Source organism: Elusimicrobiota bacterium (genome assembly GCA_016721625.1).
In the GTDB taxonomy this organism is placed as follows: Bacteria; Elusimicrobiota; Elusimicrobia; order FEN-1173; family FEN-1173; genus JADKHR01.
This window is the reverse complement of the sequence record JADKHR010000001.1, coordinates 1-17,401: the sequence shown is the minus strand read 5'-3', so window position 1 is coordinate 17,401 and position 17,401 is coordinate 1. Positions and strand designations below refer to the sequence as shown.

General features: G+C 62.3%; 9 protein-coding genes and 2 pseudogenes. 1 reads left to right on the top strand and 10 read right to left on the bottom strand.

The features are described 5' to 3' along the window. Positions 1 to 17: 17 nt before the first annotated feature. From IPP35_00055 to IPP35_00035, 5 genes and pseudogenes are all read right to left on the bottom strand, one after another. Positions 18 to 3,457, bottom strand: a pseudogene (locus tag IPP35_00055) (hypothetical protein). 68 nt (positions 3,458 to 3,525) lie between these two features. Further along, on the bottom strand, positions 3,526 to 5,262 hold the full coding sequence (gene dauA, locus IPP35_00050; protein ID MBL0057542.1) for a C4-dicarboxylic acid transporter DauA: 1,737 nt from the start codon (positions 5,260 to 5,262) through the stop codon (positions 3,526 to 3,528). 11 nt (positions 5,263 to 5,273) lie between these two features. Beyond that, positions 5,274 to 6,413 carry an aminotransferase class V-fold PLP-dependent enzyme gene (locus IPP35_00045; protein ID MBL0057541.1) on the bottom strand — a complete coding sequence of 380 codons (1,140 nt, stop codon included), beginning with the start codon at positions 6,411 to 6,413 and terminating at the stop codon, positions 5,274 to 5,276. A gap of 4 nt (positions 6,414 to 6,417) precedes the next feature. Continuing rightward, the gene (locus IPP35_00040) at positions 6,418 to 7,458 is read right to left on the bottom strand and encodes an NAD(P)-dependent alcohol dehydrogenase (GenBank protein ID MBL0057540.1); all 1,041 of its coding nucleotides are present in this window, start codon (positions 7,456 to 7,458) and stop codon (positions 6,418 to 6,420) included. Positions 7,459 to 7,516: 58 nt separating this feature from the next. After that, positions 7,517 to 10,284, bottom strand: a pseudogene (locus tag IPP35_00035) (bifunctional acetate--CoA ligase family protein/GNAT family N-acetyltransferase). A gap of 310 nt (positions 10,285 to 10,594) precedes the next feature. Here IPP35_00035 and IPP35_00030 point away from each other — a divergent pair. Continuing rightward, positions 10,595 to 12,052, top strand: coding sequence for a hypothetical protein (locus IPP35_00030; protein MBL0057539.1), 1,458 nt, complete (start codon positions 10,595 to 10,597; stop codon positions 12,050 to 12,052). Positions 12,053 to 12,056: 4 nt separating this feature from the next. On the opposite strand, the gene IPP35_00025 is transcribed toward IPP35_00030, so the two are convergent. The 5 genes from IPP35_00025 to IPP35_00005 all read right to left on the bottom strand — a co-directional run bounded on the left by IPP35_00025 (position 12,057) and on the right by IPP35_00005 (position 17,341). Further along, positions 12,057 to 12,992, bottom strand: coding sequence for a TerC family protein (locus IPP35_00025; GenBank protein ID MBL0057538.1), 936 nt, complete (start codon positions 12,990 to 12,992; stop codon positions 12,057 to 12,059). Then, complete coding sequence (locus IPP35_00020) at positions 12,989 to 13,795, bottom strand: 3'-5' exonuclease (protein MBL0057537.1); 807 nt, start codon at positions 13,793 to 13,795, stop codon at positions 12,989 to 12,991. The genes IPP35_00025 and IPP35_00020 overlap by 4 nt, the downstream gene beginning before the upstream one ends. Before the next feature lie 33 nt (positions 13,796 to 13,828). Next, positions 13,829 to 14,527: a metal-dependent transcriptional regulator gene (locus IPP35_00015; protein MBL0057536.1), complete on the bottom strand. Its 699-nt coding sequence runs from the start codon at positions 14,525 to 14,527 to the stop codon at positions 13,829 to 13,831. A 187-nt stretch (positions 14,528 to 14,714) separates the two neighbouring features. Continuing rightward, complete coding sequence (locus IPP35_00010; GenBank protein ID MBL0057535.1) at positions 14,715 to 16,697, bottom strand: ferrous iron transporter B; 1,983 nt, start codon at positions 16,695 to 16,697, stop codon at positions 14,715 to 14,717. Positions 16,698 to 16,816: 119 nt separating this feature from the next. Continuing rightward, positions 16,817 to 17,341 carry a hypothetical protein gene (locus IPP35_00005; protein ID MBL0057534.1) on the bottom strand — a complete coding sequence of 175 codons (525 nt, stop codon included), beginning with the start codon at positions 17,339 to 17,341 and terminating at the stop codon, positions 16,817 to 16,819. Between the last annotated feature and the right edge of the window lie 60 nt (positions 17,342 to 17,401).

Sequence of the window (17,401 nt, the reverse complement as noted above, 5' to 3'; positions counted from 1 at the left end):
ATTCGCCCCTAAAGATTTCAAGAACAGTAGGGGTCGGCGCCGAGCGTGCCGACGAGCGAGGCGCGGGCGCCGAGGGCTTCGGCCTCTTTCAACATCTGGCGCGCGCGCGCCAGCCGTTGATGGAAACCGAGCCGGGTGGATTCCTCGGTCCCGAACGATTTGACGGCGTCCTCCAGGCTCGCCACGTGACGGCGGGCGAGGGCGACGTCCTTGGACTGCTGGTTCGCCAAACGCACCTGGTACCAGTCGCTGGCCAGCAGGGTTTCCCGCGTGAAAAGCCGACGGACGTCGGGATGGGAAAGGTCCTTTCCCTCAAAATTCCCCTTGGCCATCAGGTGCAAAAGCGCCCGGATCGGGGGGCAGGCGAAGGCGATGCTCCCGTCCGCGAAATAATCCTCCGCCACCCTCCGCTGGGCCGACACGATCGCCTCGACCCCCTGCACGAAAACCTCCCGATCCTGGATTTCGGGCCGGAGCATTTCGTCCGTCAATACCACGTTCGGGTTGTTGAAGACCCGACCCAAAACCCCCGCACGAACCGTTGGGTGATGCGGTAGCCCAACCGGCTTGCCAAAATCCGCCGCCCCTGGTGATCGAAATCAACCACGGGTTCGAGATATCCTTCCCGGATCAAAAACGCCGGGTCCAGTTCCTCGACGCTCATTCGGGCCCAGATTTCCGGAACCAACAAGCTGATGTCGTGGTCCACGCGGAAATGGGGGCCCACGTAGCCCGCCGCCGTGGAAAAACCGTGGGCGCCGGTGAGAATAAAGGAAACCAGGGCGTTGTTCAAATCAATGACGGGAGGAAGGGCGTTGAAGGGCCCCTTGGTGAGGGCGCCCTCCGAGCCAAACCCCGTGGTGGAGGGCGATTTCCCCGTCAGACTGCAAATGAAGTCCATGAACAGTTCCGGCAGTTCCTGGTAATGAATGGGATTGTAGACGCAGAGCGGCGGGGCCCCCGCTCCGCCTTTGGCGGCTTCCGGGGGATTGTTCCGGCGGGCCGGGAGCACGGCGTTCACCACCCAGGGGACCGGCTGACCCATGAGAATCTTTCGGAACAGACGGGTGCCCATCTCCGCCAAGTGGACGGCCCGGGGGTTCATCCGATCGGGCCGCTCTTGGAGGTAGCGGGGGTTTTTAGAAGGTTTTCCGTCCACCAGTCTCGGCCGTGCCGAGGAGACGATATAGGCCGGTTTCCCGTCCGCCAGGAACCGTTCAAAGAGCGTCCGAACCGGTTGGGTGAACAGTTCAAAGGTCAGGGCGTCCTGCTCCATCTCACTCGCTTCGGACCGCCCCAGCGGTTCCCAGTTGGAAAGGAACACGTCCCGGCCCGCCATATCCGCTTCCGCCTGTTTGTCGTAACCCGGAAGGACGGCGTCATCGGGCCGTTGAAACAAACGCTCTTCGCAGTTCCCCACGATTTTGACGCTGGGGTTCGGGTAAGACGGGTTGAGTCCCGTCAAATGGGTCCGCGGCACGACGACGGAAACCGTGATGTCGTCTTCCACCTGGATCTTCTCCGTGCGGGAAAAATCCTGCCGAACGCGATAAATCCGCCGCGACCCGTCCCGTTCGAACCCCACCCGCAGGTAGCTGGCCCGAAGCCGTCGGCCGTCCAACTTCAGCTCGTGGCCGGGAGCTCCGTTCACCATGTCCACGCTGAAATGGCTCCGCCAGTCCGCCCCCCAGTCCGGCTGGTGGAAGCGCTTCAAGATGAACACCTGGTCTTTGACGTGGGGCGGGATGGACCGTAACCATTCGTTGAAATCATTGTTGTAGGTCGGACCCGGGGTGAGGAGTTTAATCACCGAACCCAGGGACCGTTCCGGGCCCAGAATGGGACGCGAGACCCGCTGGGCCATTCTGGGGTCCTTGAACCGATCGCCGTAAGACCGGCTAATGATGCGCTCCACGGCCTCCATATCTTTCGGGAAGTCGGCCACGAAGACCGGGCCCTGAATCATGGCGTCCTCGATGGATTTGGAGATCTCGGATTTTCCCCCGCCGCTCACGGTACTGGGTTTATGGCAAAGGGTCCCCTCGGCGGAAGTCCCGGTCAAGTGCCAGCCTTGTCCTCCCGAAACCCGGGAGAGCCCCACCTTGTAGCCGTTCGGAAGCAGGTGAATGTTTCGGGCGAGAAGAGGGATCGTCCGGCTCTCTCCGTTGAGGTTCCAAGTGACGGTCTTCGCCAGCATATCGAAGACGGCGTCCTCGGGGACGTACAAAACGTCCGGAAACCGGAGGTCCACGCCGTGCCCTTCCGGTTGAAGGTCCATGCACTCGCCGTAAAGGGCCGCCACGTCGGCAAAGGTCAAGCCATTTTGGGGAAGCGCTAAATCTTCTTGGACGAACCGCACGCCCAGGTCGTAGTTGGGGAACGCCACGGCCCCCCCGGCGTGCTCTTCCTCCGCCCAGCCGGACAGGTTGGCGGCAAAACTGATCTGGGTTTTGACTTCCTTCTTACAGTAACCGAAATAGTTGTCGGCGATCACGGTGACCATCACCCCCCGCGCGTCCCGGGCGGTGACCTTGAACGCCTGTCCTTCGTTGTAAAGTTCCTCGGGGTCGGCCCAGCACATCCCGTCGCGTTTTTGTCGCGCGGTGGCGGAGGCCGCGGGCGGCAGACCCAGGTCCTTTTTCTTGAGCGTGACCAAATGCGGGGCCAGGATCACGCAACCGCTGTGGCCGGTCCAACCGTCCGGGTCCAGGGCCGCGTCGTTGGCGGGAAGCGAGGGGTCGCCCCCGTTCCCGAAAATACGTTCCAGAAAATCCAAGTTTCCAACGAGCGAACCGGGGGCGAAGAACCGAACCTCCATCCGTTTCTCCGGCCGACGGCCCGGCACCGCCGGGCAAACCAGCGGACGCAGGAGGAGGGAGACCCACACCCGCGCCCGGTCGAATTGCCCCGCGGTGAAGGGCAACACCATCAAGTTTTCCGGAGGGCGCACCGCCGCCGCCAAAAGGTTTCGATACACCCCTTTGGGCACGGCTTTTTTGTCCCAGGCAATCGGAAGGCCCCCTTCCGCCACATGGAAAACCCCCGCGGTGGTCCGACGATCGTTTTTGGGGTTGTGCAGAATCCCCTGCTTCACCCGGTAGGTTTGGACCACATCGGAGGCAAAAAAGTCCTGGTCCGGCGGGAGAGAAAACGCCCGCGCCAGGCCCGCCCGGTCCAGCGTGAACGTCAGGTTCGGAAGAGCCACGGGATCCGCGCCCGGAGATTCTTTAAAATAGGCGTCCAGGAAATTCTGAACCCGGCGGTCGGCGGGGCACAGATGGCCCGCCAAAAGACGGCTTTTTTCCTGATGGTTTTGAAGGAGGGGCCACGCCACTTCCAACAAATCGTTGGAGACCCCCCCGTACGTGGGCTGGCCCCGGGCGGCCAGTTTTAGGTTGATGTATTGGATGACCCTCGCTTCCTGCCCGCCGTCCGTCACGGACGCCGCGCCCGCCAATCGTTGTTCGCTCGACCCGGAAAGTCCTTTGGCGGCGTTATTCTTCGGTGTTGTTTTTTCGTTCATTGTTATTTCCTTTCGGCAAAATGGGCCAAGGCCTCTTCCACCGTCGCGCAGGAGTGAACGGGCCGCCCCTCTCCCACCAGACCGGCCTGCCGAAGAAGCCGGAGCGGTTGGTGACCCGCGCCCACGAGGGACACCTGCCGGCGGGAACGCAGGAGGTCCATGAGCGCGCTCTCCAGCGATACGAGCGCGGTCACGTCCAGGTGGGAGACGTCCTCCATTAAAAGGATCACCGAACGGGCCTCCTGCCCGATGGCGCGGAGCGCCCCGATCGCATTTTCCACGGCTCCGAAAAAGAGGGGACCGTTGATTTCATAGACGAACACGTCTTTGGGCCAGGTCCGCCCGTCGGCCGCGTGGCCTTGAACCACCACCCGCCCGCGGGTGTGCCCGGCCATGCGGCGAAGGAAGAGCAATGCGGCCAAAACGATCCCCACCGAAACCCCGATCACCATATCGAAGGCCACCGTCAAGGTGAAACAGACCAGAAGAACCAAGATGTCGCTCCGCGGAGCGAGCCGGATCAATTGGCGCACCCGATGGATCTCCGACATGTGGTAAGCGACCACCAAGAGAAGAGCCGCCATGGCCGCCATGGGAACCTGGGAAATCACCGCGCCGAAAAACAAGACGACCAACAGGATAAAAAGCGCATGAACCATGGCCGCCACGGGCGAGCGGGCGCCGGCCCTTATGTTCGCGGCCGTTCGAGCGAAAGCGCCGGTGGCCGGGATGCCGCCAAACAAGGCCCCCAGCATGTTCCCTTGGCCCAGCGCCACCAGCTCCGCGTCGGGGTCGTGGCGGGTGCGGGTCATGCCGTCGGCCACCACGGCGGAAAGCAGGGATTCAATGGCGCCCAAAAGGGCGATGGCGAAAGCGGCGGGAACGAGGGACTCAATATAACCCAAGTTCAAGGTAGGAGGAACTCCCTCGGGGCCCGTCCAACGCCAGGGCCACTGGAAGGGCGGCGGCCCCGATGGAACGCCGCCTCCCGTGGCGGATGGAAAACGGGATTGGATCGTGGCCACCTGGAACGTGGGCCAAAAATGATGCGCCAGGGCCACTCCAACGGTGACGAGGACCAGGGAGGCCAGCAGGGCCGGAACCCGGCGGGAGATTTTGGGCCACAGAACCATGAGGCCCAAAGTGAAAAGACCGACGGCCAATTCCGGCCAAGACCCGGTCGCCCGAGCCGACCACAAGGCGCCCACTCGGGCGAGGAAATGATCCGGAAGCGGGCCGGGTTGAAGGCCAAAGAAGTCCTTCATCTGCAAGGTGGCGATGACAAGGGCGATCCCCGCCGTGAACCCCGTGGTCACCGGATAGGGCACGAACTGGATCACCCGCCCCATGCGCGCCACGCCCATCACGACCAACAAAACCCCGGCCATGAACCCCGCGATCAACAAACCGGGCAATCCGAACCGCGACGCGATGGGCGCCAGGATCACCACGAACGCGGCCGTGGGCCCCGTTACCTGGGTCCGGGACCCGCCGAAAAGCGGGACGACGAACCCCGCCACGATGGCGGTGTAAAGCCCGTATTGCGGAGCAACGCCGCTCGCCACCGCGAGCGCCATGGAAAGGGGCAAGGCCACGAGGCCCACCGTCACCCCGGCCAAAAGATCGGCCCGAAAATCACGCAGACCGTAGCCTTCCTTCCACCGCTCTCGGAGGGCATGGAACGGACGCAGACGCATCTGTTGAAAAAGCGCTTCGACGGGATTGACGGAACGGGACATGGGCGAAAGTCTTAGAGGGCTCGGAGCGCGGCCACGGCGCGATCGATGTGGCGCGGGGTCACGAAAGGCCCGAAGGAAAAACGGAAGGTTCCCAGGGGAAAGGTCCCGATCTGACGATGGGCCCACGGAGCGCAGTGGAGCCCGGCCCGAACCATCACTCGACTCCGGGCCCACAACCGGGCGGCCGTCCGACGGGGGTCCTCGTTTCCGAACAAAAGCGAAACCACCGCGGCCTGGTGAACGGTTTTGGCCGGTCCAAAAAAACGAACCCCGGGAACCCGCTGGATCCCTTCCCGAAACTGGTCCAACAACGCCCGCTCGTGGCGCCGAATGCTCGCCACGCCCCGTTGGGACACGAAACGCACTCCTTCCCAAAGACCAAGCAGGCCCGGGGCGTTGTGACTGCCGGTCTCCAAACGGTCGGGATAAAATTCCGGCTGAACTTCTTTTTCCGAAAGGCTCCCGGTCCCCCCCTGGCGGAGCGGGTCCAGGTCCACGTCCGGCGACATCACCAAGGCCCCCGTGCCGAGGGGCCCCAGCAGGCCCTTGTGCCCTGGAAAAGCCAGCAGATCGATGTTCATTTTACTCACGTCGATGGGCAGGGCCCCCGCCGACTGGGCGGCGTCCACCAAGAATAGGATTCCTTTCCGTCGAGCGAAGGCGCCCACCTCCGCCACGGGTTGAACGACGCCCGTCACATTGGAGGCGTGCACGCAGGCCACCAGGCGGGTCCGGGGTCGAAGGACGCCCGGCAGTTTATAGACCACGACGCGGCCGTCCCCGTCCACCGGCAGGAGGTCGATGGCGATGCCGCGGCGCGCCTTGAGCGCGTGGAGAGGACGAAGAACGGAGTTGTGTTCGAAGGGCGTCACGAGCGCCCGATCCCCCCGGCGCCAAGGAAATCCGTGGATGGCCAGGTTCAAGGCGTCTGAACAGTTGAGCGTGAAGATCACCCGCCCCGGATCGGGAGCGTTCACGAGCCCCGCCAAGGCCCGGCGGCACCCCGCCAACACCTCGCCGGAGGCCTGGGCCCGGGGATAGGCCCCCCGGCCCGCGCTGGCCCCCACGGTGCGCTGATAAACCTCTAGGCTTTTCACCACCGCCGGCGGTTTCGGCCAAGACGTGGCCGCGTTGTCGAAGTAAAGGTCCATGGGGTTAGATTTTTTTCATGTCCAAAACAAACCGGTAGCGGACGTCCCCCCGGACGACCCGATCGAAGGCGGCGTTCACCTGGGACGGGGCGATGACCTCCACGTCGGATTGAACGCCGGTTTTGCCGCAAGCGTCCAACATCTCCTGGATTTCCGGGATTCCCCCGATCAGGGACCCGGCCAGACTGCGCCGGCCGAGGATGAGAGAGAAGGCCGACACGGGGATCGGGTCCGGCGGCGCGCCCACCAGGATCAAGGCGCCATCGCGGCGAAGGAGTTCCAATAGTCCGTCCATGTTATGGGCCGCCGACACCGTGTCCAGGATAAAATCGAACCGCTTCGAGAGAGCGGACATCCGCGCCGCGTCTTTGACCAGCACGAAATCCCGGGCGCCCAACCGACGGGCTTCGGTTTCCTTGCCGGGAGAAGTGCTGAACACGGTCACCTGGGCCCCGAAGGACGACCCGAACTTAACGGCCATGTGCCCCAGTCCGCCGAGGCCCACCACGCCCAGCCGGTGCCCCCGCCCCACCTTCCAGCGTTTCAAAGGGGAGTAGGTGGTGATGCCCGCGCAGAGGAGCGGCGCCGCCCTCTCCGGCGAAAGACCGTCTGGAATCCGCAGGACAAAATCCTCGTCCACCACGATCGTGGAAGAATATCCCCCCTGGGTAAAACCACCGGTTTTGTCTTGGCTATTGTAGGTGAAAAGGGGGCCGGCCTCGCAATAGCCTTCCTGTCCCTCTCGGCAGGAGGCGCAGGTCCGGCAGGAATTCACATAACACCCGACGCCCACCAGGTCCCCCGGTTTAAACCGCGTGGCCCGGGCCCCCGTTCGCTCCACGCGCCCGACGATTTCATGGCCGGGGACCAGGGGGAAATGCCCCTCGCCCCACTCGCCCCGGGAGGAATGGACGTCGCTGTGGCAGATGCCGCAAAAGAGGATATCGATCCGAACGTCCCGGTCCCCGGGGTCCCGCCGTTCGAATTGAAACTTCGCCAGGGGCGCGCCGGCCGCCGGGGCCGCGTATCCGACGGTGGGAATCATGGGCGGGAACCCGGAACCCGCACGGGCACGCCGAAGGGACTCACGTTCCGAACCGACCTCACAAAACGAGTTGGGCGCGGACGGTGCCGTCGGTACAGGTCGTGTGGCGGAACCCCAGCCGCTCGGAAATATGAAGCATGTCCTCGTTGTCCTGCCGAATATCCGCCCAAAGAATTTTAAGCCGTTCCTCGCGGGCGATGTGGATCATGTGCTTTAGGAACTCGGTCCCCACGCCGCGGTTCTGGTAGGGGTCCGCCACCAGCATGGTCCACTGGGCGCTCTGGGTTCCAGGACGTCGAGAAAGCCGCCCCACCGCCCAAAGGGACGACGGCTGGCCTTCCTTCCCCGGCTGCTCCGCCACGATCACCATCTGCCGATCGTAATCCACGAAGCACACCCGGCGAAGGCGCTCGTGGGCCACCCGCTCGCTGAACTCAAAGGTCTTTAAATAACGGCTCGCCACGCTCCGTTCCGACACTTTCCCGTGGAACTCCACCAGGAGCGGCTCGTCTTCCGGCCGCACCGGCCGAAACCGCATGGGGGTTCCATCTCTGGCCGTGCCGGGCTTGTCGTAGGAGATCGGGTAGGGACGGATGGCCGAGCGGACCCGGGACTTTTCTTCCTCCGCTGTATAAAGGACGACCCGTCCGTCCATGGCGACCACGCCCTCGGGGGACACCAAGAGCGGGTTGATGTCGATCTCTTTGATGGCCGTTTGCTCCAACACCAGCCAACTGAAACGGATCATCACCCGCTCCAAGGTGGCCAGATCCGCGGCTTTTTGCCCGCGCACGCCTTGAAGCGCTTTCCAAATTTTCGTCTTGGCCATCATGCGGCGAGCCAGGATGTTCGTGAGCGGCGGAAGGCCCAGGGCTTTGTCCTGGTAAATCTCCACCAGTTTCCCCCCCGTCCCGAAGAGGAGAACCGGGCCGAACTGGGGATCAGGACTGGCGCCCAGGATCACTTCGTTCCCCTCTAAGCGGATCATGCGCTGGACGGAAACCCCGCCGAAATGGCCGGGCCCCTTGAGGGAGGCCACGTTTTTTCGAATGGTGTCAAAGGCCTGACGGACGGCGGAAGCGTCTTCCAGATTGAGGATCACGCCCCCACGTCGGACTTGTGGGTGACGGTCTCGGAATGAAGCTTCAGGACGATGGGATATCCCAAGGCGTCGGCCTCGCGAGCCGCGTCCTCGGCCGTGGCCGCGAGCCGGGTTTCCACCGTCGGGATCCCATAGAGGGAGAGGAGCCTTTTGGACTCTTCTTCCGTCAACACGGTCCGTCCGGCGGCCCGCGCGGTCTCAATCAACGCGCTCACTTGTGTCAGGTCCACGCCCTTGCCGTCGACCCCGGCCGAATGGCGGGGCGTTTCGTAAAGGGACTGGAGGTTGGCGCTGTAGGAAAACATGGTGCAAAAGATCTTGGCGGCGGTGTCCGGATAATTGAACACCGGCACGCCCGCGGCCGCGAGAATGTTCCGACCCGCTTCCACAGTCTCTCCCCCCATCCAACTGGCCAGGATGGGTTTCCCCCCCAGGGTTCCGGCTTTGAGCGCCAACTGCTGGGCCGATCCGGTGGCATCCGTCATGTCCTGGGGCGTCAGAATCAAGAGGAGCCCGTCGGAATTGGGGTCCTTGGCCGCCGCCTCGAAGGCGTGGCCGTAACGGGCCGCGTCGGCGTCCCCCAAAACGTCCACCGGGTTTCCGTGGCTCCAAGGGGCCGGAAGGAACCCGTTCAACTCTTTCATGGTGTCGGCGCTCAGTTCCGCCAACTGGCCGCCATTCTCGATCAAGGAATCCGCCGCCAAAACGCCGGGCCCTCCGGCGTTGGTCACGATGGTCAACCGGGGCCCCTTGGGCCGGGGCTGTCTGGCCAACGTGCCGGCCATTTGAAAGAGGTCGGAGATGGCGTCCACCCGGATCACACCGCACCGTTCGAAGGCGGCGTCCAACACGTCGTCCCGCCCCACCAGGGACCCCGTGTGGCTCACCGCCGCTTTCGCGGCGGCGTCCGTACGCCCGGCTTTGATCACGATGATGGGTTTCGTCATGGATACTTCCCGCGCCGCCGACATGAAGGCCCGGGCGTCCCCCACCGATTCCATATAGATAACGATGCTTTCCGTTTTCGGGTCGTTGCCCAAATAGTCGATCAGGTCGCCCCACCCGATGTCCAACATGGACCCCAAAGACACGAAGGCCGAAAACCCGATTTTCTCACGGAAACTCCAATCCAAGACCGCCGTGCAAAGCGCTCCGGATTGGCTCAGGAACCCCACGGAACCCTTGGCCGAAATTCCCTTGGCGAAGGTGGCGTTCAAACCCGAAGGCGGGCACATAAAGCCCAAGCAGTTGGGGCCCAAAATCCGCATTTTTCCCCGGGAAATTTCCCGCATGCGCTTTTCCAGGGCGGCCCCTTCGGCGCCGTGTTCCTTAAAACCCGCCGAGATCACAATGGCTCCCGGAACGCCCAGGGACACGCACTCGGCGATCACGTCCGGCACCGTCGGGGCCGGCGTGGCGATGACGGCCAGATCCACCGCCTCGGGCACGTCGGAGATGCGCGGATAGGCCTTGATGCCCAGCACGCTGGGCCGTTTGGGGTTCACGGGATAAACGGTACCGCCGAAGGAAGAGGAAATAAGGTTCCACAACAACGTCCGCCCCACGGTGCCCGCATGCTCGGTGGCGCCGACCACGGCCACCGATTTGGGACGAAAGAAAACGTCCAGGTCCCGCCGGTCCCCCCGAAAGACATCCAGCGCCGGATCTCCGGGGGGGGAAGTCGGAAGCGAAGGATCAATGTCGACGTGGGCAGGCGTGTTCATGGGGCGGACCTCGTATTTTGGAGTGACGTCCCCATTCTACAAAAACCAGGGCGGAGAGTGAGCCCGCCGATTCTCCTTTGCCCCGGAGAGGACCGCCCACAAACCCTCACCCAGGCCCCGGATCGATGAAAAAGACACGCGTCCTCATCAACCAAACTTTTACAAAAATGTTACTTGACTTTATCGATCATCGTTTAGGCCGTCAAAGTTTCCGTTACAATAATTTCCCTTGAAATTTGGCGGTGCCGGGGGCAAGCTTATCGTGGAGCGGAACCCCGGACGTTTTTCTCCCGGGGCCGGGAGGAAGGGAATGCGGAGAGGATGGAACCTCTTGGTGAATCCCTGGCGCCGAGCGAAAGCGTCACTCGGTCCGGCAAAAACCTTGTCGGAGCCGCAAAACCCCGCTGTCTCCGACTCGCCCGAGGCGCTTCCTCCCCACGACTCCCGCGCCCCCGCTCATCGAAAGAAATCTTCGATCCCCCTTCGCGGCCACGCGTTTTTGGGAGCCATGGTTTCGCTTCTCGGCTTGGCGGTTTTCGCCCCGCCCGCCGCTCATTTCATCAACGCCGAACACATCCTCTCCCGCCCCAAGGAAATAAACACCGTGGCCGGGCGCCTGGCGGAAGCGGGGCTGAAACGCGGCTTGGCCAAACTCCAAGAGTCGGAGATCGTTTGGCAAAGGGCGCGAGTGGGGACCGCCGTGCCCCATTACAACGACGATCTCAACTATTCCGATTTCTCAGGGGGCTTTTACCGGATACGGTTCGTCCCCGGGCCCACGTCCAGGGACGTGACGGTTCTCACCACCGGACTGGACACCACCTCGGGGGACACCCGGGCGCTTCAGGCCGTTTTTACGAAAGACGGCCTGCCCGCGGCCCTGCAAACGGCGGGCGACATGGCTCTGGGCCCGTCGGTCCACGTGCACTGGGGGCCCGTGGTGGCCCGGGGTAACCTCTTGCTTGGAAACACGGATGGATTTCCCAGAAAATTCGCCCAGGGGCGGGTCGTGTATTGGAACGACCGCGAAAACGGGGCGGGGAACCGGCGCTCCAACGATAAAACCCTGGGCGACGCCCCCGTTCTGGATTTGGCTTATTACCGGGAGCGCGCCAAAAAAACGTCCATCCCGCTGGTTCCCGATTCCGGTGGCCGAGTCGAATGGAACGGGGAAGGGTCCTGGCCCGCCCTGGCGTCTCCCGCCAGCTCCGGCCATTTTCTCGCCTCGGCTAACAGCGGCCAAGGAATCCGCTTCCAAGCCTCCCCGGACGGCCGAAAGTACGCCCTCTCGGACCCCACGGCCGTTATCCTGATTGAAAACGACACCCCGGAACCCATCGAAACAAAACTGTCGGCCCGGGGGGCATTTCTGGAGGTCGAAGCGTTGATTTTAACAGGGCCGGAAAATCATTTAAAGTTGGAGGGTCAGTCGGGAGAACTGCGTTCGGTCCTGCCGGCCGGGGCCCAGCGGGAGTATGGGCCGGAGGCGAAAGAAACCTGGGAACGGTTCGCTCCCCTGGCGGACCAGCCGGGCCGCTGTTGTCTGACCATCGAAAACGCGGCGATCCGGGGCCTGGTGTGGGTGCAGGGGGATCTGTTAAAACACGACGAGGGAGCCGCCGCGATTTTGGGAACGGTGCGGGTGGGCGGAACCCTGGAGGCCCGGGGCCTTTCGATCTACTACGACGACGCCGTCGCGCTGAACGTGCGCTTGGAAGGAAAACGGTTGGTCCGCGCCGACTGGAGCGAGGTCACTGCCCGCTGGTAAGGGGTCAAGCGCCCCCCTCCAGTTTCTCCGGGGGGCGAGGGCGCCGCAACACCGACAGAAGCACGGAAAGCACGAGGACCCCCAACACGACTCCCATGGACGCGGCGGTTGAAATGTGGAACCACTCGTTGACCAGCATTTTTATCCCGACGAAGCCAAGAATGACGGCCACCCCGTATTTCAAGTAGGCGAAGATCTGAACCAAACCATTGACCAAAAAATAGAGGGCGCGCAATCCCAGGATGGCAAAGACATTGGAGGTGTAGACCAGAAAAGTGTCGGTCGTGATGGAAAAAATGGCCGGAATGGAATCCAAGGCAAACACCAAATCGCTGAATTCAACCACGACCAAAGCCAAGAACAGCGGGGTCGTGTGGAGCCGCCCTCCGATGCGGACGAAAAAACGGTCCCCATGAACTCCCGTCATCGGCAGAATGGATTTCAATCGGCGAAAGAGCGGATTCTCATCGGGGTTGAACTGCTTTTCAACGCCAAAAGCCATTTTGTAGGCGGACCAGAGAAGGATCGCTCCGAAGAGGTAAAGGACCCAGTGGAACCTCTCCACGAGGGCCGCCCCAACAAAAATAAGCACGAACCGCATGCCCAACGCTCCCAGGATTCCCCATTTCAAAACACGCGGTTGCTGGGCCGGTTCAACCGCAAAAAACGAAAAGATCATAATGAACACGAACATGTTATCGACGGACAGAGATTTCTCGATGACATAGCCCGTCAGGAACTGAAGAGCTTTTTCCGGGGAAAGATAGAAGTGGATCCCAACGCTGAAAAGGAGAGACACCCCCACCCAGACGAGGCTCCAGAGGGCGGCCTCTTTCATGCCGACGGCGTGGCTCTTCTTTTGCGCCACCGCCAAATCGATGTATAGCATCGCCGCCACGACCAAATTGAACACCACCCACATGACCAGCTGGTGATTCATGGCTTCTTCGGCAAGGCCGACGGCGGTTGGCGAGGAAAGATTCCCCGACGGGACTGTCGACAGATCTCAACGAAGTCGGGTGAAAAATCGGCTTTCTCTACGATCCATTTAATGTAGTCGGGATCCTCTTGGACGACGGCCGCCAATTTATGGAAACGGTGTTTGCCGAAATTGAAATAGGCTTCGCCGTCCCGCCACACCAACCGCCCGTCCAGGTCCACCTGGGAAGGCCCGGGGGCGGTGCAAAACCGATGGATCCCATTCATTTCTTTGGGGAGGTCCCCGTAGCGGTCCAGTTGGGCGAGAAAGACTTCGTAGCTGGCCTCGGCGTCGGCTCCGGCCGAATGGGCGCCCACCAGATCTTTGCCGCAGTAAAACCGGTAGGCGGCGGTGAGGTTGCGGGGTTCCTTTTCCCGAAAGATCTTGCTGGCGTCGGCGATGCGGCGGCCGTCCATGGAGAACGCGAAACCCGCTTGGGTGAACTCCTTCGTGAGCATGGGGATGTCCAATCGGTTCAAAGAAAAGCCCCCGATGTCCGCGTCCTCGAAAATTTCAAAAAGCCGCGGCGCCCAATCGCGGAAGGCCGGTTGGTCCTTCAACATGTCGTTGGTGATTCCGTGGATGGCGATGGACTCCTGGGGAATGCGCATGGAGGGGTTGAACCGTTGGACGAGCCGCTCGGTCCGCCCGTCGGGAAAAAGCTTGATGAGACCGATTTCGATGATCCGGTCCAGTTCCACCAAAAGGCCGGTGGTCTCCAGGTCAAAAAAAACGATGGGGCGCGTGAGGGGAGCGAGGGGCATGGGGGTCCTTTCCTTTGGAATGGAAAGGAAATATTACGAAATTAAAGGCCCCTCCGCCCGGCGCACAAAGATCCGGGCGGCGATGGCGGACTCCAACGCCAGTTGGCTTTCCCCCACCTCCACGACGAAAGCCGGGAAGGTTTGGTGCAGGTGGAGAGGCGCGCCCGGGATGACGCCCAGGGAAAGCAAACGGTGCAGTTCGGGATGGTCTTTCAATTGAAGGTAGGCCACACGGCCCCTTTCCCCCGCCGCCAGGCGGGAGAGCGGCGTGACGATGGGAGAGAGGTGCCCGTCGTTTCGTCCGCAACAGGCCCCCGGCGGAATGGAGAGACCGTGGGGGCACTCCGCGGGATGCCCGAGAAGCGTGCAAATGGATTCGGTGACCTCGGGCGAAATGCTGTGTTCCAGCACGCAGGCGTTGGGGTCCACCGCGTTCCGGTCGATGAGCAAAACGTCGGTCAGGAGCCGCTCCGCCAACCGCAGACGCCGAACCACGTTTCGGGCCAGTTCATCTCCCGTCGGGGTCATGATCGTTCGGCCTGAAACTTCCTGGATGAACCCGTGCCGAAGCAGTCGATCGAACCCCTCCGGGCTTCCCGCCGCGATGAGCGCCGAACGGAGCCCCGCCGCGTCCGTCACCCCCCCCTCCCGTTTGTGCCAAAGAAGCCCCAACGATTCCTCCACATCCTCACGCTCCGCCGTCGGCATAGGATACTTTTGCGTCTCCGTCATAAAAAGCTCCTTCCTTTTTTTGCCTCTCTTGCCCTTCTAAAGGAATTTCCCTCTCCCGCTGGCGGGAGAGGGGAGGGAGAGGGTGTGTTTCCAACGAAGATCACCGCCCCATCCGCCCCACCCCAAGGGGGAGAAAGAAGCTCTGTTGTTTTTTCGTCGATAAAGTTAGAACCTTCAATAGACCCCTTTATTCTACCCACCCACCAACCACGGAAAAAAAAGAATCACCCGGTTCAGCGCCCCCGAAATCCCCAACGCCACCGCCAGCACCGCCACCGTGATGGTCAGCGCCCCTTTCCATCCCCGCTCCTTGAACATCATGAGCCACTGGGCCACGCAGGGCATGAAAAGCGTGATAAGGACCAGGCTCACCGTCACCTGCCGCAAATCCAAGAGCCCCGCCTTCTGAAGCGAGTAGAGGCCCGCCGCCCCGTAATCCCGACGAAGAAACCCCACCAGAAACGCCTCGGTGGCCTGGGCGGGAAGCCCGAGCCATTGTTGAACGATGGGAGAGAACCCCCGCTCCGCCGCCTTGAGCCATCCCCAGCGGTCCAAGAAAAAGAGCCCGAGGGTTCCGTAGACGAAGAGAGGCACCACCTCTTTCAAATACCACGTCAACCTCACCCGCATTTTCATCCAAATGTTCCGAAAGAGTGGCCGACGGATCGGCGGGATCTCCATGAGAAAAGTCGAGCGCGCCCCGGGAAGTATTCGGGAAGCCGCCCATCCGGTGGCGAGGGTCGTCCCCACGAGTACAAAGAGCCACACCCCCAGGACCTTCGGCGAGAGCCCGGCCGCCATCCCCAGGATCACCGCCAGCTGGGCCGAACAAGGCACCGAAAGGGCCAGCAGAAGGGTCACGATCATCCTTTCTTTTTTCGTGTCCAAAATCCGCGTGGTCATGGTGGCCATGGTATCGCACCCGAGCCCTAGAATCATGGGCAGGACCGCGCGCCCCGTTCAGACCCATCAAGCGGAACACGCGGTCCAACAACACCGAAAGCCGAGGCAGGTAGCCTGAATCCTCCAGGAGGCCGAAGGCCAGGAAAAAGGTCGCCACGATGGGAAGGATGAGCGCAAAGGCATAGGAGAAAGCCATGCTCACCACGCCGTAGGGGCCCACCAAAAGATCCCTGGCGAAGGGCCAGGGCAAGATTTTTTCCGTCAGCCAGGTCGCCCCCGGCGTGATCCATTGGCCGAACACCGTTTTTTCCAGAAAATTAACCGCCATCCCCGCGCCGAACACGCCCACAAATTCATACACCCCGTAAAGGACCAGGCCCGCGATCAAAAATCCCGGCCAGGGCCGAAGGGCCCATTGCCCGAGCCGTTGGGATATTTTTGGCGCCAGCCGCCCCCGGATCGACATCACCTCCGCGCAGATCTCCCGCACGCGGGCTTCCCGCCCATCAAAAAGGATTTGGCGGGGCGGCCGCGCAAAACGAGCGCGTTCCCGCTCCGCCGCTTGAAAGAGCGCCGCCTCGGACGATCCCCCCTCCCGCCTCCAGGTGAGAACCGTGTCGTCCCCCGAGAGGAGCGCCAAACCGACCGCGCGGGCCGCGGGATTTCCCTCCCCCAAAAGGGGAGCGAGGGTTTCCAGGGCCCGCCCGATTTCCGAAGGATCCCTGGTGGAAAGGATGGGCCTCGCGGCCCGTTCCACCGCGCGCTTTAACTCGGCCATCCCTTCCCCCGTGGTGGCCACGGTCGGGACCACCGGAACGCCCAAATGCCGGCTGAGGCCGGCGGCGTCCACCGCGATGCCGCGATCCAACGCCTCATCGGCGAGATTCAACGCCACCACCATGGGGATCCCGTAGTCCACCAGTTCCAACGTCGTTAACAACCCGCGCCGCAGATTTTTTGAGTCGAGAACGGCCAACACCGCGTCCGGCCGTTCCTTCAGTAAATAATCCCGCGTCACCCGTTCGTCCTCCGAGGACGGCAAAAGCGAGTTCACCCCCGGCGTGTCGATCACGCGCCACTTCCCCCCCGCCAACCAGCTCCACCCCGAGGAGACCTCCACCGTCGTCCCCGGATAGTTGGACACCGTGGCGTACTGCCCCGTCAACCGCCCAAAAATCACCGACTTCCCCACGTTGGGGTTCCCCACGAGAACGAGCGTGCGGGTTTTGGCCGGAGCGCCCACGGAAACCGACGAAGTCACAGGCACAGAACCGCCCCCTTCTTTCCCATGACCACGCCCTCTCTCGCCTCGAAAGCGGGAGAGGGTCGGGGAGAGGGAACAACCCCGGGATCTGACGTTACCCCAGTGGGGGCCAAAAGCCTCATTTAAAACTCCAACTCCAAAATGGTCTTCAACTGAAAAGGATCAGCCGCCTTCTCGATCCCGATCCCCGCACCCAGGTTCAACCGGACATCCGGAGCGAGGTCGATGTAGAATCCCGGCGTGACCCGGCTTTCCTTCTCCGCAAGAAAAAGTTCAATACCCGGGGTCACACGCTTCCAGAAACGGGTGTAACACGTTCCCAGGGCCAGACCCGCCTCCAATTCCCACTCGTCCCCGCCGGGCTTTTCCTCTTTTTCAAGTTCCAAAATCGGATTGGCGGAAATATTCACGGGGCCCCAATCCTTGGAGAGAATGACTTTCCCTTCGATCTCATCCTGGGCTTTGTCCTGGATCCCCTTCTTAAATTCCAGATAAAGGGCCGTGTCCACGGGCCATTCGCCAGGCTCGTTCAGGCGGTAACGGTTCTCCACTTTCACCGCGGAGAACCCTTGTCCCTCGATAAAAACGCCATAGAGCCCCAGGCTATAACGATCCGTCACCCCGTATTCCACCTCTGTCTGATTCACCCAAAACCCGTCGCCTTCTTTGGGGTTCCGGTAATCCGTCCAAATTTCTGCCTCCGCCTT